Source organism: Stenotrophomonas sp. YJH_SMC_14-1 (assembly GCF_059372275.1).
The window spans coordinates 689,416-707,844 of the sequence record NZ_JCAFVK010000001.1; the positions used below are offsets into that span (position 1 = coordinate 689,416).

Annotated in this window: 17 protein-coding genes and 3 tRNA genes; 17 read left to right on the plus strand and 3 right to left on the minus strand. The window is 66.3% G+C overall.

Features of this window, described 5'->3' with window-relative positions; translation table 11 throughout:
• The first annotated feature begins 3 nt into the window (after positions 1-3).
• From AC5P9P_RS03360 to AC5P9P_RS03435, 16 genes are all read left to right on the plus strand, one after another.
• A complete protein-coding gene (locus tag AC5P9P_RS03360; protein WP_111108368.1) occupies positions 4-666 on the plus strand; it encodes a MotA/TolQ/ExbB proton channel family protein in 663 nt (220 codons plus the stop codon).
• Between the two features lie 3 nt (positions 667-669).
• The gene (locus AC5P9P_RS03365; RefSeq protein ID WP_111108369.1) at positions 670-1,092 is read left to right on the plus strand and encodes an ExbD/TolR family protein; all 423 of its coding nucleotides are present in this window, start codon (positions 670-672) and stop codon (positions 1,090-1,092) included.
• Complete coding sequence (gene msbA / locus AC5P9P_RS03370; RefSeq protein ID WP_033833869.1) at positions 1,089-2,837, plus strand: lipid A export permease/ATP-binding protein MsbA; 1,749 nt, start codon at positions 1,089-1,091, stop codon at positions 2,835-2,837. The genes AC5P9P_RS03365 and msbA overlap by 4 nt, the downstream gene beginning before the upstream one ends.
• Entirely contained in the window at positions 2,837-3,856 is a 1,020-nt protein-coding gene (lpxK, locus tag AC5P9P_RS03375; protein ID WP_005412821.1) for a tetraacyldisaccharide 4'-kinase, read from the plus strand. The genes msbA and lpxK overlap by 1 nt, the downstream gene beginning before the upstream one ends.
• Positions 3,857-3,930: 74 nt before the next feature.
• Complete coding sequence (gene kdsB / locus AC5P9P_RS03380) at positions 3,931-4,704, plus strand: 3-deoxy-manno-octulosonate cytidylyltransferase (protein ID WP_033833870.1); 774 nt, start codon at positions 3,931-3,933, stop codon at positions 4,702-4,704.
• Positions 4,701-5,189: a low molecular weight protein-tyrosine-phosphatase gene (locus AC5P9P_RS03385; protein WP_005408877.1), complete on the plus strand. Its 489-nt coding sequence runs from the start codon at positions 4,701-4,703 to the stop codon at positions 5,187-5,189. Before kdsB ends, AC5P9P_RS03385 begins: the two co-directional genes overlap by 4 nt.
• Positions 5,186-6,598, plus strand: a complete 1,413-nt coding sequence (locus AC5P9P_RS03390; RefSeq protein ID WP_111108370.1) for a hypothetical protein — start codon at positions 5,186-5,188, stop codon at positions 6,596-6,598. Before AC5P9P_RS03385 ends, AC5P9P_RS03390 begins: the two co-directional genes overlap by 4 nt.
• The gene (uvrC, locus tag AC5P9P_RS03395; protein ID WP_033833872.1) at positions 6,595-8,439 is read left to right on the plus strand and encodes an excinuclease ABC subunit UvrC; all 1,845 of its coding nucleotides are present in this window, start codon (positions 6,595-6,597) and stop codon (positions 8,437-8,439) included. Before AC5P9P_RS03390 ends, uvrC begins: the two co-directional genes overlap by 4 nt.
• A gap of 18 nt (positions 8,440-8,457) precedes the next feature.
• Complete coding sequence (pgsA, locus tag AC5P9P_RS03400) at positions 8,458-9,084, plus strand: CDP-diacylglycerol--glycerol-3-phosphate 3-phosphatidyltransferase (protein ID WP_005412825.1); 627 nt, start codon at positions 8,458-8,460, stop codon at positions 9,082-9,084.
• A gap of 236 nt (positions 9,085-9,320) precedes the next feature.
• Positions 9,321-9,396: transfer RNA gene (locus tag AC5P9P_RS03405), tRNA-Gly, on the plus strand.
• A 138-nt stretch (positions 9,397-9,534) separates the two neighbouring features.
• On the plus strand, positions 9,535-10,641 hold the full coding sequence (locus tag AC5P9P_RS03410) for an NAD(P)/FAD-dependent oxidoreductase (protein WP_049432174.1): 1,107 nt from the start codon (positions 9,535-9,537) through the stop codon (positions 10,639-10,641).
• 115 nt (positions 10,642-10,756) lie between these two features.
• Positions 10,757-10,832, plus strand: a tRNA-Gly gene (locus AC5P9P_RS03415).
• A gap of 368 nt (positions 10,833-11,200) precedes the next feature.
• A complete protein-coding gene (locus tag AC5P9P_RS03420; protein WP_049402553.1) occupies positions 11,201-12,664 on the plus strand; it encodes a TolC family protein in 1,464 nt (487 codons plus the stop codon).
• Positions 12,661-13,800: an ABC transporter permease gene (locus AC5P9P_RS03425; protein WP_111108371.1), complete on the plus strand. Its 1,140-nt coding sequence runs from the start codon at positions 12,661-12,663 to the stop codon at positions 13,798-13,800. Before AC5P9P_RS03420 ends, AC5P9P_RS03425 begins: the two co-directional genes overlap by 4 nt.
• Positions 13,801-13,810: 10 nt before the next feature.
• Positions 13,811-14,539, plus strand: coding sequence for an ABC transporter ATP-binding protein (locus tag AC5P9P_RS03430; RefSeq protein WP_049431498.1), 729 nt, complete (start codon positions 13,811-13,813; stop codon positions 14,537-14,539).
• A complete protein-coding gene (locus AC5P9P_RS03435) occupies positions 14,536-15,456 on the plus strand; it encodes an HlyD family secretion protein (protein ID WP_049431501.1) in 921 nt (306 codons plus the stop codon). Before AC5P9P_RS03430 ends, AC5P9P_RS03435 begins: the two co-directional genes overlap by 4 nt.
• A 6-nt stretch (positions 15,457-15,462) precedes the next feature.
• Here AC5P9P_RS03435 and AC5P9P_RS03440 read toward each other — a convergent pair whose 3' ends face one another.
• The 3 genes from AC5P9P_RS03440 to AC5P9P_RS03450 form a co-directional block, all read right to left on the minus strand.
• Positions 15,463-15,714, minus strand: coding sequence for a hypothetical protein (locus tag AC5P9P_RS03440; RefSeq protein WP_495232596.1), 252 nt, complete (start codon positions 15,712-15,714; stop codon positions 15,463-15,465).
• 192 nt (positions 15,715-15,906) lie between these two features.
• Complete coding sequence (locus tag AC5P9P_RS03445) at positions 15,907-17,625, minus strand: hypothetical protein (RefSeq protein ID WP_164133427.1); 1,719 nt, start codon at positions 17,623-17,625, stop codon at positions 15,907-15,909.
• A gap of 115 nt (positions 17,626-17,740) precedes the next feature.
• On the minus strand, positions 17,741-18,214 hold the full coding sequence (locus AC5P9P_RS03450; RefSeq protein ID WP_005415993.1) for a hypothetical protein: 474 nt from the start codon (positions 18,212-18,214) through the stop codon (positions 17,741-17,743).
• A gap of 133 nt (positions 18,215-18,347) precedes the next feature.
• On the opposite strand from AC5P9P_RS03450, the gene AC5P9P_RS03455 reads away from it, so the two are divergent.
• Positions 18,348-18,423: transfer RNA gene (locus AC5P9P_RS03455), tRNA-Gly, on the plus strand.
• Positions 18,424-18,429 lie beyond the last annotated feature (6 nt).

The following is an 18,429-nucleotide window of genomic DNA, read 5'->3' on the forward strand; positions in this document are numbered from 1 at the left end:
AACGTGTGGGAACTGGTCAAGGCCGGTGGCTGGCCGATGGTGCCGCTGCTGCTGTTGGGCGTACTGGCTTTGGCGATCATCCTGGAGCGTTGCTGGTCCCTTCGGCGGACTGAAGTGCTGCCGCCCGGCCTCGGCCAGGAAGTGCGCAACTGGGCCGCCCGCGGCAAGCTCGACCCGGCCCACCTGCAGACCCTGCGGGCGAATTCGCCGCTGGGCGCGCTGCTGGCTGCCGCACTGGAAGCCCGCAACCGCCCGCGCGACCAGATCCGCGAGCGCATCGAAGACACCGGCCGCCACCTGGTGCACCGCATGGAGCGATTCCTGAACGCACTGGGCACCATTGCCTCGGCGGGCCCGCTGCTGGGCCTGCTCGGCACGGTGATCGGCATGATCCAGATGTTCCTGGGCATCCTCGACCACGGCGTGGGCGACGTGAACCAGCTGGCCGGTGGCATCGGCAAGGCGCTGGTGTGCACCGCCACCGGCATGATCGTGGCGATTCCGGCGCTGATGTTCCATCGCTACTTCAAGGGCCGCATCCACGGCTACGTGGTGGAGATGGAGCAGGAAGCCAGCGCCCTGCTGGATACGCTCGACGGCCGCCCCGGGGTGATGAACCCGGCCCCGGCCGCGCGCCAGTCCGGCGCCGCCACGGCGAAGGCCTGATCGATGCGTATCGGCAACGACCGACCCCAGGATGAGCCGCATATCGACCTGGTACCGCTGATCGACGTCATCCTGGTGCTGATCATCTTCTTTGTGGTCACCACCACCTTCGACGCGCGTTCGACGCTGCAGGTGCAGTTGCCGACCGCCAGCCAGCAGCAGACCAACGAGCCGCCGCGCTCGCTCAGCGTGCTGATCAACGCCGAAGGCCGTTACTTCATCAACGACCAGGAAGTGCTGCGCAGCGACGTGGAGTCGGTCAAGCAGACCATCGCCGCCGTGGCCGGCAGCGATCGCGAGCAGACCGTGCTGCTGCGTGCAGACGCACGCACTCCCTACCAGGCCGTGGTGACCGCGCAGGACGCGCTGGGTCAGCTCGGCTTCCGCCGTATTGCCATTGCAACAGCACCCGAGGTGCGTCCATGAGTTCCAAACACGCGCCGGTGTGGCCGATCTACAAACGTCTGCTGGGATACACCCGTGCCTACTGGGGCATGATGGTCGCCGCCGTCATCGCCATGGCGGTGGAGTCGGTGGCCGGCTACCACTTCACCAAGCTGATGGAGCCGCTCGTCAACCGTGGCTTCGTTAATCCCGAACCGAAAATGGCGGTGATCCTGCCGCTGACCATCCTCGGCCTGTTCCTGATGCGCAGCGCTGCCACCTGGGTGAGCGACTACGCGCTGGCCAAGACCGGCCGCAGCGTGGTGCGCGACCTGCGTGAGCAGGTGCTGGCCAAGTACCTACATCTGCCGTCCTCGCATTTTGATACCGAATCGACGCCGGTGATGGTCAGCCGCCTCAACTTCGATACCGAGCAGGTCACCCAGGCCAGTGCCGATGCGCTCAAGACCGTGGTTGCCGACACCCTGACCATCATCGCCATGCTGGCGGTGATGCTGCAGATGAGTGTCAAGGTGACCGTGGCGATGCTGGTGGTGGTGCCGATGATCGGCGTGATCGTGTCCTATGTTGGCAAGCGCTACCGCCGTATCAGCCGCGGCATCCAGGACGGCATGGGCACGATGGCGCAGACCGCCGAACAGTCGCTGGCGGCCCAGCAGGAAGTGAAGGTGCACGGCACCCAGCAACACGAAATGTCGCGCTATTCGCGCCTGGCCAACCGCATGCTGGCGCTGAACATGAAGGTGGAAATCACCCGTGCCGGTGCATCCAGCGTGGTCCAGTTCCTGGCCGCGCTGGCGCTGGCGGTGATCGTCTGGGTATCGACCCGTGAAGCACTGGCAGGCCGCCTCAATGCCGGCCAGTTCATGGGCCTGATGATCTCCATGACAGCGATCATCCCGTCGCTGCGCCGCCTGACCAGCGTGCAGTCCTCGATCTCCCGCGGTGTGTCCGCCGCCGAACGCCTGTTCGGCATCCTCGACATGCAGGTCGAGCGTGACGAGGGCCGCAACAACGTGCAGCGCGTACGCGGCGAACTGGCCTTCGACCACGTCATGCTGCGCTACCGCGAGGACAGCGGCATTGCCCTGGACGACATCAGTTTCGTTGCCAAGCCCGGCACGGTCACCGCCATCGTGGGTCGTTCCGGCAGTGGCAAGACCAGCCTGATCCGGCTGGTGCCGCGCTTCTACGAGCCCAGCGGTGGTGTGATCACCCTCGATGGCGTCGCGCTGGATGACTATCCGTTGGCCGACCTGCGTCGGCAGGTGGCGATGGTCGGACAGAAGGTCATGCTGTTCGATGACACCATCGCGGCCAACATCGCCTATGGCATGGAAGCGAGCGAGGAGCAGATCCGTGCGGCGGCCGAAGCAGCCAATGCGTGGGAGTTCATCGCGCGCATGCCGCAGCAGCTGCAGACCCCTGTCGGCGAGAACGGCGCGCTGCTGTCCGGTGGCCAGCGCCAGCGACTGGCGATCGCCCGCGCGATCCTGCGTGACGCCCCGATCCTGATCCTCGACGAAGCCACTGCCGCGCTGGACAACGAATCCGAGCGACTGGTGCAGGATGCGCTGCAGCGCCTGATGCCCGAACGCACCACGCTGGTCATCGCGCACCGCCTGTCGACCATCGAGCATGCCGATCAGGTGCTGGTGATGGACCACGGCCGCATCGTTGAACGGGGTACCCACAAGGAGCTGCTTGCCATGGGTGGCCTGTACCAGCATCTGCACAGCATGCAGTTCCGCGAAAGGCAGGACTGATGGCTGGCAAGGGTACCCAGACCCCGCCGTACTGGTACGACGGCAGCCCGGTTCCGTGGGCGATGCGCCTGCTGGCGCCGCTGTATGCCGGCGTCACCGCGCTGCGCCGCCGTGCCTACCGGCGTGGATGGCGCAAGCGCTACGCGCTGCCGGTGCCGGTCATCGTGGTTGGCAACATCACCGCCGGCGGCACCGGCAAGACGCCGCTGACCATCGCCCTGGTCGAGCGCTTGCGTGCGGCCGGCTGGAAGCCGGGCGTCGCCAGCCGTGGCTATGGCCGTGAAGACGCTGACAAGCCGCTGTGGGTGCAGGCCGACACGCCGACCGCCAAGGGCGGTGACGAACCGGTGCTGATCGCCTGGAAGACCGGCGTACCGGTGCGCGTGGACGCTGACCGCGTGGCCGCAGGCAGGGCACTGGTCCAGGCCGGCTGCGATGTGATCGTCTGCGATGACGGCCTGCAGCACTACCGGCTGGCGCGCGACATCGAGATCGAAGTGGTCGATGCCCAGCGGCGCTACGGCAACGGCCGGATGATTCCCGCCGGACCGCTGCGCGAGCCGGTCAGCCGTGCCGGCGAATGCGATTTCCGCGTGGTCAACCTGGGCCAGGCCGATGAGGAAAGCGCGGCACAGGCCTGCGGTTTCGGCCAGTGGCCGATGGCCCTGCACATCGACAGTGCACAGCCGCTGGCCGGTGGCCGCGCGCGCCCGTTGTCGTACTTCAAGGGTCAGCGTGTTCATGCGGTGGCCGGCATCGCCCATCCGCAGCGCTTCTTCGACATGCTGCGCGCGCGTGGCATCGGCGTGGTGCCGCACGCCTTTGCCGACCACCAGGCCTACCAGCCGCAGGACCTGTCGTTCGGCAGCCAGCTGCCGGTGCTGATGACCGAGAAGGATGCGGTGAAATGCCGCGCGTTCGGCAACGATTGGCATTACGCGGTGCCGTTGCGTGCCGAGCTGCCTGCCGCGTTCTGGGTGGCGCTGACCGACCGCCTGGACAAGCTGCGACCGAACTGAGCGGCGCGGCGGCGCTTGCATTCACGTGCCGCCGGCCGCATCCCCGTTGTAACGAGCCTGCCGAGTATTGCCCCATGACCGAATTCGTCGTCGCCATTCCGGCCCGCTATGCCGCCTCGCGGCTGCCGGGCAAGCCGCTGCGCCTGCTGGGCGGTGAGCCGCTGGTGCTGCACGTGGCGCGCCGCGCGCTGCAGGCCGGCGCTGGCGAGGTCTGGGTCGCTACCGACGATCAACGCATTGCCGACGCGCTGTCCGGGCTGGCCGAGGTGAAGGTGGCCATGACCGCCACCTCGCATGCCTCCGGTACCGACCGCCTGGCCGAGTGCGCGCGAATCGCCGGCTGGGCCGACGACACCGTGGTGGTCAACCTGCAGGGTGATGAACCGTTCGCGCCGGCTGCGGGAATCCGTGCGGTGGCCCAGGCGCTGGTTGAAGGCAATGCGCCGATGTCGACGCTGGCGACCGCCGTGGAGGATGCAGAAACCCTGTTCGATCCGAACGTGGTCAAGCTGGTGCGCAACGTGCGCAACGAGGCGATGTACTTCAGCCGCGCGCCGATTGCCTGGCACCGCGATGGCTTCGCGCGCAGCCGCGACGTGCTGCCGGAAGGGCATGCCTGGCTGCGCCACATCGGCATCTACGGCTACCGCGCCGGTTTCCTGCAGCAGTTCGCGGCGATGCCCCCGGGCCGGCTGGAGCAGGTCGAATCGCTGGAGCAGCTGCGCGTGCTCGAGGCCGGCTACCCGATCAGCGTGGCGATCTCGCCTGAACCGTTCCCGGCGGGCATCGACACGCCCGAGGACCTGGAGCGCGCCGAAGCACTGCTGCAGACGCTGGCTGCCCGATGAAGCTGCTGGTCGTCTGCCTCGGCAACATCTGCCGTTCGCCGATGGCCGAAGGCGCGCTCCGCGCACGCCTGGACGCTTCGCCACTGGCGGGGCGCGTGCAGGTGGATTCGGCCGGCACCGGTGACTGGCATGTGGGCGAGCCGCCGGACCGGCGTGCGATCGCCTGCGCGGCCGGGCACGGCGTGGACATCGGCGGCCTGCGTGCGCGCCAGCTGCACGCCGCTGATTTCGACCGCTTCGACTGGATCCTGTGCGCCGACGAGGCGAACCTGCGGGACGCGGGACGCTTGGTGGCACCCGCCCAGCGTGAGCGGCTGGCGCTGTACCTGCCCTGGTCGGGCGGGGAGGGGCAGGCGGCCATCCCGGATCCTTACACCGGCGGCAGCGATCACTTTGAACAGGTCTGGACGCTGGTCGACAATGCTGCAAAACGTGCAGTGGCACGACTGTTGCATGACGCCGACTCCGGCATAATCGGGCCATGAACGTCCAGCCCGTCCCGGACCTGCCCGAGTTCGCCACCTGGCTCAATGCCGCTCCCTGTACCCTGACCGAACTGCGCGGTCGGCCGGTGGCCCTGTTGTTCGTCAACGCCGCTTCTGCCTGGAGCGCGCAGCGCCTGGCCGAATTCAGTCAATGGCTGTCGCGTCACCCTGGCATGCTGCAGCCGCTGGTCCTGCAGGTACCCCGCTTCGATTTCGAGCGTGACGCCGGCGCCGCACTCAAACTGCTGCGCCGCCAAGGGCTGTCAATGCCGGTCCTGCTCGATGCCGACTGGGATGGCTGGCGTCGCTTCGGCATCACATCGTGGCCGACCGTGGTGCTGCTGGACGCGCAGGGTCGCGAGCAGCAGCGGCTGGTCGGGCTGGGGGCTCCGGGAGAGCTTGAGCGTGCGTTGAATGCGCTGTGCCACGGTGCGCCGTCGGCACCGCCGCGCGGCGGTACCGAGCTGCATCCGGAGCCGCTGCAGGCCCTGCGTTTTCCGCTGGGCCTGGCGGTCAGCACCGAACGCCTGTACGTCGCCGACAGTGGCCATCACCGCATCCTCGAATGCAGCCACGGCGGCCGCATCCTGCGCCAGTTCGGGTTGGGGACGGCCGATTTCATGGACGGCAACCTCGCCGAAGCGGCGTTCCATCGCCCGCAGGCGCTGGTGCTTGAGCGCGACGCGCTGTACGTGGCCGACACCGGCAACCATGCCGTGCGCCGCATCAACCTGCTGACCGGCATCGTCGACACGCTGTGCGGCAATGGCCGCCCCGGTGCGCCGGTGGAGGGCCCGGTAGCACAGGCGCGGCAGGTCTCGCTGGACCACCCGGTCGGCCTCGCCATCGCCGATAACCAGCTGCACATCGCCATGGCCGGCGACAACCGCATCTGGAGCTACCACCTGGGTCAGCGCAGCCTGCAGTGGCGCGCCGGCAGCGGTGCCATCGACGAGCGTGACGGCAGCGGCCATCTGGCTGCCTTTGCCCAACCGACCGCGCTGGCCGTGGTGCAGCAGGTGCTGTACGTGGCCGATGCGCTGGGCTCCTCGATCCGTGCACTGCAGCTGCGCGGGGATCTGGTGCAGACGCTGGTCGGGCAGGGCCCCTGGCGTTTCGGTGACGAAGATGGCCCGCGCGCGCAGGCCAGCCTGCAGTTCCCACAGGCGATCGCGCTGAGTCCGGATGCGCCGCTGCTATGGATTGCCGATACCGGCAATGGCCGCCTGCGCACGCTGCGCCTGGGCGGTGGCGAACTGACCACCCAGCCGCTGCCGCGCCGCCTGCACGGCCCGGCCGGGTTGGCCGTGGGTGCCGGTGCGGTGTGGATCGCCGAGACCGACGCCCACGCCATACTGCGATTCGACCCCGAAAGCGGCGTGCTCAGCGAAGTGCCGATCAGCGAATGACCGACGTTCCCGCCCCGGCCTTCGACGGCAAGGCCTTCGCGGCCCAGCTCAGTACCGCCCCCGGTGTGTACCGCATGTACGCGGCCGACGACACCCTGCTGTATGTCGGCAAGGCGCGTGCGCTGCGCAACCGAGTCGGCAGCTATTTCAACGGCAGTCCGAAGAATGCGCGGATCATGTCGATGATCTCGCAGATCGTGCGCATGGACGTGACGGTGACGCGCTCGGAAGCCGAGGCGCTGCTGCTGGAAAACCAGCTGATCAAGTCGCTGTCGCCGCGTTACAACGTCTCGCTGCGCGACGACAAGACCTATCCGCATGTGCTGCTGACCCGCGAGGACTGGCCGCGCATCGCCCTGCACCGCGGCCCGCGCGCCATTCCCGGCCGCTACTTCGGGCCGTATCCCGGCGTCACTGCGGTGCGCGAAACGCTGAACCTGATGCACAAGCTGTTCAAGCTGCGCAGCTGCGAGGACAGCGTGTTCCGCAACCGTTCGCGACCGTGCCTGCAGTACCAGATCGGGCGTTGCAGCGCGCCCTGCGTGGAGCTGGTGGCGCCTGCCGAGTACGCCGAATCGGTGCGTCGCGCTGCATTGTTCCTGGAAGGCAAGAGCGACGAACTGACCCGCGAGCTGGGCGAGCAGATGCAGGCCGCCAGCGAGGCACTGGAATTCGAGCAGGCCGCGCGCCTGCGTGACCTGATTTCCTCGCTGCGCAGCATGCAGACCCGCCAGTACGTGGATGGCCGTGCTGCCGACCTGGACGTGCTGGCGGTGGCCATGCAGGGCTCGCAGGCCTGCGTACTGCTGCTGGCCTTCCGTGATGGCCGCAACCTCGGCACCCGCCCGTTCTTTCCGCGCACCAATGGTGAAGAAAGCCCGGAGGAAGTGCTGGCCGCGTTTGTCTCGCAGTACTACATCGAATTCGAGCCACCGCGCGAGATCCTGCTGGACCGCGAGATCCCCGATGCCGACCTGCTGGTCGCCGCGTTGTCGGCCTCGGCCGAGCGCAAGGTGCAGCTGAAGTGGAACGTGCGCGGCGAGCGCGCCGGCTACGTGGAACTGGCCAGCCGCAACGCGCAGCTGACCCTGACCACCGAACTCAACAGCCGCAATGCGCAGCACGCGCGCAGCGATGCACTGCGCGAGATGCTGGGCCTGGCCGAGCCGGTCAAGCGGGTCGAGTGCTTCGATATCAGCCATACGCTTGGCGAGGCTACCGTGGCCTCGTGCGTGGTGTTCGACGCCGCCGGTCCGGTACGCGCGCAGTACCGCCGCTTCAACATCAGCGGCATCGAGCCGGGCGACGACTACGCTGCGATGCGCCAGGCCATCGATCGGCGCTTCCGCCGTGCGGTGGAAGAGCAGGGCGTGCTGCCGGACGTACTGCTGATCGACGGTGGTGCCGGTCAGCTGGCGCAGGCGCAGGCCGCGCTGGCCGACCTGGGCGTGGAAGGCGTGCTGCTGGTGGGCGTGGCCAAAGGCGTGGAGCGCCGCGCCGGCCACGAAGCGCTGGTGATGCCCGATGGCCGCGAGCTGCGCCCGGGCGCGGCCAACCCGGCGCTGCAGTTCATCCAGCAGGTGCGCGACGAGGCGCATCGCTTTGCCATCACCGGCCACAGGGGGCGCCGCCAGAAGGCGCGGATGACCAGCAAGCTGGAGGATATCCCCGGCATCGGGCCGCGCCGCCGCGCCAGCCTGCTCAAGCATTTCGGCGGCCTGGTGGGCCTGAAAGCCGCTGGCGAAGCGGAAATCGCCAAGGTGGAAGGCATCAATGACGCCCTCGCGGCACGTATCTACGCTAACCTGCACGGGTTGGCCACGCCTGATGCGGCCGAGTAGAGAGAGAAGCACGCAAGCATGAAGTTGACCCTGCCCACCTGGCTGACGTTGTTGCGGATCGTGATGATCCCGGTGCTGGTGCTGGTGTTCTACCTGCCCTACACCTGGACCAACTTCGCTTCGGCGGCGATCTTCGGCCTGGCCGCGATCACCGACTGGCTCGATGGCTGGATCGCACGCCGTTACCAGCTGGAGTCGGCCTTCGGTGCCTTCCTCGACCCGGTCGCGGACAAGCTGATGGTGGCAGTGGCACTGTTCCTGATCGTGCAGGGCCATCCGACGCCGTGGATGGCGTTCTGGGCGGCGGTCATCGTCGGCCGTGAGATCGCGGTATCGGCGCTGCGCGAATGGATGGCCGAGCTGGGCCAGCGTGCGAAGGTGCGCGTGGCGATGATCGGCAAGATCAAGACCACCGCGCAGATGGTCGCGTTGCTGTGCCTGCTGTACTCGGTGGCCCCGAACGTGCCGGTGGAAGACATCTGGATGGGCTGGCCGGTGTTCCATATCGGCGACTGGACCCTGGCCATTGCCGCGGTGCTGACCCTGTGGTCGGGCCTGCAGTACCTGCACGCCGCCTGGCCGAGCCTGCGCGATGACGAGCGCGCTGCGCGCGAGCGTGCGCGGCAGAAGAAGCTGGGCAACTGAGCCCGGGGTCGGATCCCTTTCCGCAGGAAAGGGCTCTGACCCCACGGTTGCTGCCATCCACGCATGGCGTGGATCTACTGGAAATGCCGCATCCAAGGAGGGGGCGGATCCATCAGTTTGCGGAGACGCTGCAGTAGATCCACGCCATGCGTGGATACGCGGTGCCAGGTGCCTCGGCAGACCCTGAAAAAAGCGCTTGACGCCATCCTTGGAATAGGTAAAATTTCGCCTCCCAAGCGGGAATAGCTCAGTTGGTAGAGCGCAACCTTGCCAAGGTTGAGGTCGCGAGTTCGAGTCTCGTTTCCCGCTCCAGATTCAAGAAAAACGCTCCCGCAAGGGGGCGTTTTTCGTTTGCGTGTTCCACGCTTCATCCTCACTTCACCGCCACTCCTTCGCCTCACCACGCGGCAGTTCGAAGCTGCATCTCCGACGCTCCACGGCGATGCCGCAATGCCTCACACTTCCCCCGCCTACGACCACGACGTGGTCATCGTCGGCGCCAGTTTCGCCGGTGCCGCCTGCGCATTGGCTGCCGCCCAGTACGGTCTGCGCGTCTGCGTGCTGGAACGCAAGGCCGACCCCGGCGAGCGCCTGCACACCACCGGCATCGTGGTGAAAGAAGCGATGGAGCAGACCTGGTTGGGGCGCATGCCCGAGCATCTGGTGCAGCGCGTCGCCAACGTGCGCCTGTATGCGCCGAACCTGCGCAACGTGTTGCTGGCCGCGCCGGGCTATTACTTCCTCACCACCGATACGCCGAACCTGATGCGCTGGCTGGCCAGCGAGCTGCGCGCGAATAGTGTCGACCTGCGCCTGCAACGGTCTTTCACCGATGCCCATCGCAGTGGTGACGGCTGGCAGGTGGATGGGGCAGGGCGATGCGCCTATCTGGTTGGTGCTGATGGCGCACGCTCACGCGTGGCACATCGCACCGGACTTGGCCAGGTGCGTGACAACCTCTACGGCGTCGAGCGTGAGTTCGCCGGCCTGCATTTGCCGCAGGGCGACGCGCTGCATTGCTTCGTCAGCAAGCACTACGCACCGGGCTACATCGGCTGGGTCGCACAGAATCCGACCGGGCTGCAGGTGGGATTGGCGCTGCGTCATGACCCGCAACAGGTGCGGCCGCCGGATATCGATGGCTTCCTCGACCACGTGCGCGATGTGGTCGACATTCCGCCTTCGGCGCGTTCCTCGGCCACCCGCGCCGGCTTGGTCCCCTGCGGCCGGCCGGATGGGCCGATCACCGGCCAGCGGCTGATCCTGACCGGCGACGCGGCGGGCATCGTCTCGCCGCTGTCCGCCGGGGGCATCCACTCCTCGTGGCGGCACGGCTGGGCGGTCGGCGAGGCGATTGCCCGCCATCTGCGTGGGCAAGGGCCGGAAGCGGAACGGGTGGCGCGGCGGGTGGCGCCGGCATTCCATGGCAAGCGCCTGCTGCGCTGGGCGATGGACCATCTGCAGGCGGACTGGCCGCTCAATGCACTGCTGCACACGGCGGCCACGCGGCGCATCGCCGAGCAGGTCTACTTCCACCGCCGTGGCCTGCGAACCTGAGGTATCGGTCCTGGGGGCCTGAACGCCTCCCCGCAATGCAGGCGAAAATTCCTGTTGACGCCGTGCAGCAATATCGACACAATAGCGCTCCTTCGACGCAGGTCGAACGAAATCTGCGGGAATAGCTCAGTTGGTAGAGCGCAACCTTGCCAAGGTTGAGGTCGCGAGTTCGAGTCTCGTTTCCCGCTCCAGATTCAAGAAGAACGCTCCCGAAAGGGGGCGTTTTTCGTTTGTCATGACGTTGGCGGCACGGGGCGCTACAGTCGCGCCATGGCATCGTCATGGCGGGCGTGATATCGACGGCCTGGCGGGACGATTCCAGCGTTAGTGTCGCATTCGGAATGGCGGGGCGTATCGGTCGTGGGGATGACCGCAGGCGCGGGGCTCGGGGAAGTTGGCAACAGGACGCAATGGCCCGGATGTCGCACCAGCGTTCCGTGCGTCGCATGCAGTGAAAGGCTGGCGAAAGCCAACGCCATCGTTGCCTGAACCGCACGCGTGCTGTGACCGTTTTCGGACCATTTCTCCATGTTCGCTCCACAATCGCACGGTAGCCTTCATGCTCCTTCTACACGTTGGCGGGCTGGTGGTCAGGCGTATCACTTCAGTGGCAGTGCCCAGGACAGGGCGCGGACTCTCCCTGCAGGCAGTGCTGCGCCCCGGTGCGTTTTTGGCAACCCTGGCCCTGGCCGGCTGCATGTCGGTGCCCGTCCCGGACCTGCCTGATCGCACACCCAGCGCCTGGACCCAGGTACCGCAGGGCCAGGGCGTGGCGGTGGACGCCAGGCAGTGGTGGAAGGTGCTGGCCGACCCGGCGCTGGATGGCCTGGTCGATCAGGCGGTCGCCGGCAATCTCGACCTGCAGCAGGCCACCTTGCGCCTGCAAGCCGTTCGGATCGTCGCTGGCACGTCCGACTCGCGTTTCCTGCCGGAAATCTCCGCCAGCGCCAAGCAGGTGCAGGACGCCGCCGCTGTCGATACCTACTTCCATGCCGGCATTGAAGCGATCTGGGACCTGGGCCTGTTCGGCGCCGCCGAGAGTGCGCAGCTGAGCGCGCAGGCCTCGGCCGGCAATGCCGAGGCGCTACGCAATGCCGCGCAGGTAGCGGTGATTGCCGACGTGGTGCGCAGCTATCTGGACCTGACCGTGGCGCAGGCCCAGCAGGATCTGCTGATGCGCCAGCAGGCCGTGGACGACCGCGGCGAACAACTGGCGCGGGTCCGCCAGCGACTTCGCCTGGATGAGCCGGGCGAACTGGATCGCCTGCGTGCACGCCAGGCCGCCACCCGCGCCGCCACGGCACAGGCCCGGGAAAACGCCGACAACGCGGCCCGCGCCCTGGCATTGCTGCTGGGCCGCGATGGCCCGGATCCGGCCTGGCGTGCGTACCGAACGCCGCCGACGCTGGGCACGTTCTCGTTGCAGCAGGTCCCAGCGGACCTGTTGCGCCATCGTCCGCAGATCCTGCTGGCCGAATCGGAGGTGATGCAGGCCGCCGCCAGCAAGGGCTCGGCGCGCGCCGCGATGTACCCGCGGATCAGCCTCGGCGGCTCCATTCTGTATGCCTACAACCTCACCCAGAACGCGCGCTCCAATTCCGACTCCAGTCCGTCGATCGGTCCATACGTCGATATTCCGCTGTGGGACTGGGGCCAACGCCGTGCGCGTTTCCATGCCGATGAGAAGCAACTGGACGCCGCGCTGCTCGGGTATCGCAAGGCCGTGCTGGAAGGCGTGAGCGAAGTGGAAGGCGCGCTGGGCAGCCTGGCGCGCCAGGACAGCAGCATCCAATCGCTCCGTGCGGCCAATGATGCCGCCAACCAGCAGGTCAAGCGCCAGGTGCGGCAGGTGCAGCTGGGCCTGTCCAGCGAGTTCGATGGGCTGGACACGCAACGTGCCGCGCTCGCTTCGCAGGCGGATCTGATCGGTGCGCAGGGCGCGCGCGTGCTGGCTTTTGCGTCGCTGTACCGCGCCCTTGGTGGCGCACCGCTGCCGGTCGAGGCTGAGGGCGAACCGCAATGATCGCGCTGGCCCGCAAGACCCTGGCCTATGAGTGGCGCCGGTTCCTGCCGGTGGTGCTGGCGATGTGCTTCGCCGGCGTGCTGCTGATCGTGCAGGCGGCGCTGGTGCTGGGCATCTTCGGTACCGCCGCGATCTATGTGAAGGCATCTTCGGCCGATATCTGGGCCGGTTTCCCCGGCACCCAGAGCGTCAACTACGGCCACGCGATCAGCGCCGATGTGGAAAGCCACCTGCGCATGGATCGGGATGTCACCCGCGTCGAACCTTACGAGTGGGTGGATGGCGAATGGCGCTCCAGCGCGCAGGGTACCGGCAACGTGTCGGTGTATCTGTCCGGCATCTCCACCCGCGACGATGCAATGATGTTCGCGCGCATCCTGCCTGCCGACCTGCGTGCACAGCTGCGCGAACCGGGTGCGGTGATCGTCGACAGCGCCGACCTGGATACGCTGGGCGTGGACCTGCAGAACAACCGCGCCTGGATCAATGGCAAGGCCGTGCGCGTGGTTGCCGCGCAGCCGGGCCTGCGTGGCCTTGGTGGTGTCAACGTACTGGCTTCGCTGGATACCGCGCGCGCCATCGCCGGTACCGACCCACACGAGGGCAGTACCTACTTCGTGGCGGGCCTGCGCTCGCCGGACCTGGCCGATCGTGTGCGTGACCGCTTGTCCGCGTCGATGGGCCGGGCCACGCCGGTCGAGTTCTGGACCGCGCCGGAGTTCGCCAGCCGCTCGCAGCAGTATTGGCTGTTCGATACCGGCGCCGGCATCGCGGTGTTGTTCATGGCCGTCATCGTCTGCTTCGTCGGCGCGGTGATCACCAACCAGTCGTTCGCGTCGGTGGTGACTGGCTCGGTTCGCGAGTACGCCACGCTCAATGCACTCGGTGCAGGCCGCTATGCGCTGGCACGGGTGGTGTTCGAGCAGGCGTTGCTGATCGGTGGCGTGGGCATGTTGCTGGCGGCGGCCTTCAGCACCGTGGTGCTGTTGATCGCGCAGACCCAGCGCGTGCCGGTGCAGCTGACACCGATGGTGATCCTCGGCTGCGTGGCGCTGGTTGCGGTGATGGCCATGCTCTCCAGCATCATGGCGGTGCGCAGTGTCGTCCGCTCCGATCCATCGTTGCTGCTGCGTTGAGGACCGGCCGATGACTTCCACACGCGCCGTCGCCCCGACCCTGCGGGCCGATGCACTTGAAAAGGGCTTCCTGTCCGGCGACGTGCAGGTGCCGGTGCTACGTGGCCTGTCGCTGGACATCTATCCTGGCGAGCTGACCCTGGTATCGGGCCCGTCGGGTTGCGGCAAGAGCACGCTGTTGTCGCTGCTGTCCGGCCTGTCCGCGCCCGATGGTGGCCGCGTGCACGCACTTGGCCAGGACGTGGGGCACATGACCCGAAGCGAGGTGGAGCGCTTCCGCCTGCACCATGTCGGTTTCGTGTTCCAGGGCTTCAATCTGTTCCCGGCACTGACTGCGCTGGAGCAGGTGCAGCTGCCGCTGGGCTACCGCGGCATGCGCAATCGCGAAAGCGAGCCGCTGGCCCGCAAGGCGCTGGAAGAAGTCGGCCTCGGCCATCGAAGCCACATGCGCCCGGCTCAGCTGTCCGGTGGCGAGAAACAGCGCGTGGCGGTTGCCCGCGCGTTTGCCAAGTCGCCGACCCTGATCTTCGCAGACGAACCCACCAGCGCGCTGGATGCCGAGAACGGCCAGCGCGTGATCGACATCCTGCATCGCTACGCACGTGCGCATGGCGCCACCGTGCTGTGCGTGAGCCACGATCCGCGCCTGATCCGGCATGCCGATCGGGTGATCGCCATGGAAGACGGCATGGTCCGTGATGACCGCCGCCAGAACGAAACCGTAGAGTCCGCCCCATGACCAAGACGTCGCATCTGCTTCCCCTCAGCCTGGCCCTGTCCGCGGCACTGCTGCTCGGCGCCTGTTCCAGGGAAGCGCCCACCGCTGCATCGGCCCCCTCAGGCAAGGAGGGTACTGCCGCCGCCGGCAAGGTCGCCGTGGCGCGGGGCATCATTGACGTCGAAGGTGGCCTGATCGCACTGGCGCCGCCGGTGGATGGCTCGATCACTGCAGCGCCGGTGAAGGAAGGCGCCACGGTGAAGAAGGGGCAGTTGCTGCTGTCGCTGGATGGCGCCCTGTTGCAGCAGGAAGTGGCAATGGCCACCGCCGATCTGGCCTTGGCCAATGACCGCCTGAAGGGCAGCCAGGCGCAGCTGCGCGAACTGGAACGCAACGCCACCCGCCTGTCCACGGGCGCCAGCGAAGGTGTGTCCTCGAACCAGCAGGCCGATGCGGCCAAACAGCAGTTGGCCGGTGTGCGTGCCGATGTCGACGTGGCCGGTGCGCAGGTCGACATGGCGCAGCACAAGCTGGAGCACGCGAAGCTGAGACTGCAGCAGATGTCGTTGAGCGCGCCGGAAGCCGGCACCGTGGTCGGCCAGGTGCCGGGCGTCGGCGCCTTCGTGCAGGCCGGCAAGCCGGCGATCTCGTTGTTGCCGGCGCGCCCGCTGCAGGTGCGCGCCGAACTCAGCGCCGCCTACGCCGATGCGGTGCAGGTAGGCATGAAAGCGGCGGTGGTACCGGACAGTGATGGTGCCGAGAACACCGGCACGCTGCCGACCGCACGCGTGGTACGCATCAGCCCTGTGTTCGCGCAGGCACGCCTGCCTGAAGATGCAGGGCGTGGCGTGGCCAAGGTGGTGGAGTGTGTGCTGGAGTTCGATGGCGAGGCCAAGGCGCGCTTCGGCCAGCATGTGCGGGTAGAGTTCCGGAAGTAGGTCCGGTCAGCCGTTGAGCCAGCGGCGTAGGCGCGGGCAGGCGGAGGCCGCGACCACGGCCAGTAGTGCCACAAGAAGAAAGGCGGCAACGGCGAGCACCCAGTTCAAATGCACATCGCGCACGGGTGATTGGTGCCTGGCGGTCACGCCCCAAAGTACTGTCCAGCCCAGCCAGGGAAAGGCACAGACAAACATCCGCAGCCACAGGCGGTGAAACCGCCATGGCTGCACGATCAGGCCCAGGACAACAATCTCCACCAGAATGATCAGCGCGAAGGTGAAGACTGAATCTGTGGGGTAAGGCAGTGTCCCGGGCTCGATGTGACACAGTTGCCAGTAGTCTGGCTTGAAGCCGGCATGGATGAGTGCGAAGGCCAGCAGCAGCCATATAACGGATGCGGATAGCTAGAAGGCCTGGACTGCCGTCGGTTTCTGAAAGAACTCTGGCATCTACTCGGGCAGGTATCCCTGCTGCTTCCAGAAGTTCACCGCGAGCGCATGATCTTTTGCGAAGTAGGGTGTTCTTCCTTTCAGTAGGCCTGAATTTGTGCCGTGCATTTCCCTTGCGCCACGCTTGAAAAGTTGTAGTGCGTCGGCCAGCGCCTCCCCTCCGACAGGATCTATCTGAACCGGCGAGTCTTCAGTGCGCAGGTCTGCCTTGTAACGAATGTGAACGCGCTCCCGTCCATCCATGCAGGTCTCAACGTAGTAGTAGTAGCTTTCGGTGACGCTGCTACCGTCGGTCTGTTGAAGTTCCCGTGAAAGTCGGAGCATGGGCCCCTCGCTGCCGGGCCCGCGTTTCTCTTGGCGAAACGCCGCATGACAGTGACCCACCCACAATCCGCAACGGTCACCATCGCCATAGTCGTCGTATGGCTGACAGATCGGAAGCGCCAGTAGACCGCGTATCTCGGCCGCTGAAATTGTCTCCGCAGTCCTTTTTCGGTTCGATGCGCCTTCCTCAAGAAATCGCCACCCGCCGAGGATGAGTGCGATGAAGGGTGGCTGGATGTCATGTGACTCAACCTCGTCCCATTCGCGCTGATCCTGTCCAGCATCGCTGCAGATGTACTTCAGTAGGCTCCAGCCAGATCCAGCACCTCCTATGTAAGAGGCCGTGGTGCTGGCGGTTGCATCGGTGCGCCACATTACGAGGCGTGCAGCGATGTTCTTCGAAGGATCTTCCATCTGCACGGTGTATACGCGGGCGTCGGCGTCGGCGTCGGCGTCGGCGTTGGCGGTGCCAGCACTTGCTAGAAGTGAGATGCCGCTGCGGTGGAATTCATAGGTCCGGGTATCCATGGGAAGCATGTCTTCTCCACAAATGCGTAGCAGGCTTTCTGCACTGACAGTGGCGTCGCTAAACAGGTTCATTGTGCATAGCATCGGGTCTCGCGCTGACAGACCCTCCGCACGGATGACGCTCTTCCCGGCAGTGAGCCTTTGCAGCATGGCTCCCGCGTCCAATGACCAGAAGCTGTCCGGACCCTCGGATTCGCGTAACAGACAATCGGGTTCGATGATCTGCTCAATTCCGTCGTCAATGATGGTTTCGTCGTCCATCCTGCGAATGCAGTGAACCGAGCCATCGAATTGCATGGAGTAGTCGGTCTGAATGAGAAGCGCTGCCTGGGTGTTCCCGACCACGTGCAGTTCCCCGTGGTTGTAGTCGCCCCAGAACAGCTCGCGGACCAGTAGGTTGCCGCCTACGCGGATTTCCTGTCCGCCGACGATGGCATTGGTTGTCGTCAGGTCGCCCGAGACAAGCAATCCGCATGCGCCGTCGGTTTCAAGGCTGTGAACATGGCGTGCTATCTCTGCATTGCCGCGAACCAAGATGAAACGGATGTACGCACCAAGATCTTCTTCCCGCCACGGGGCCAGCGGGTCGTCCAGGTCCAGCGTGTCGAGCTTGAGGTCGCCATCAACCAAGAGAACCAACTCATCGGGATCACCCCAGACGTAGTGCTCTGGTGCGTATGTTGAGTCCTGCGGTACCTCATCCTTGATGTCGGCGTATCGGACGACCTGAAAGGGGCAGGCTGCGGAAAGTCGCGTGGCAAGTTCCAAGGGCGTAATCGGGCGGTCTCCAGCCATTGCTGGCAACGCTGCGTCAAGCGGATCCGCGTCGTCGGGGAGCTGTGATGCCCGCTGGCTCGACTGCTGCATGATTTATCCCGGTTTGGCAGAGGCATATGCAGAGCAGCGGCAGTGAAAGTATTGCCGGCGCTGTGGGCCTCGGGTCAGGTACTGTCCTTCGCCGGTCCGCTGCGGGTCCATGCAACTATTCTGAAATGCGTAGGCCATCTCTGCGCGTCTTCTCCCTGCGGCAGCCATGCGGTGAGCTTATGAACGCCCGCCATGCACTCACCGCCGACACCCCGCACAGCGCCAGCAGCAATCCCACGTCCAGCAGCAGCAACCACAGCAGGTGCATGCCTTGTACCGGCGGCTGGTGCATCGCCGACAGCATCCACGGTATCGACCACACCAGCAGCAGGGCGAAGGCGATCAGCAGGCGCAGCCACAGGCGTTTGAGTTTCCACGGGCGCACGATCAGCGCCGCCACCACCAGTTCAACCGTGCCCAGCAATGCGAACACGATGACGGTGCTGGTCGGATAGGGCAGCTGGGCGCCTTCCAGGCGATGCAGCAGCCAGTAGTCCGGAGTGAAGCCAGCATTGACAAGTGCGGCGATCAGCGCCAACCAGGTCAGCGCGACCAGCAACCAGAACAGGCGGACGTAGCGTCTCGGCATCGGGGGTGTCCGTGCTTGGGCGGGGCAGCGTAACCCAGTGCGGACGCCCGTGACCGCATGATGTGAAGACTGTTGACGGCGTGAAGGAATTTGGACACAATAGCGCTCCTTCGACGCAGGTCGAATGGAATCTGCGGGAATAGCTCAGTTGGTAGAGCGCAACCTTGCCAAGGTTGAGGTCGCGAGTTCGAGTCTCGTTTCCCGCTCCAGATTCG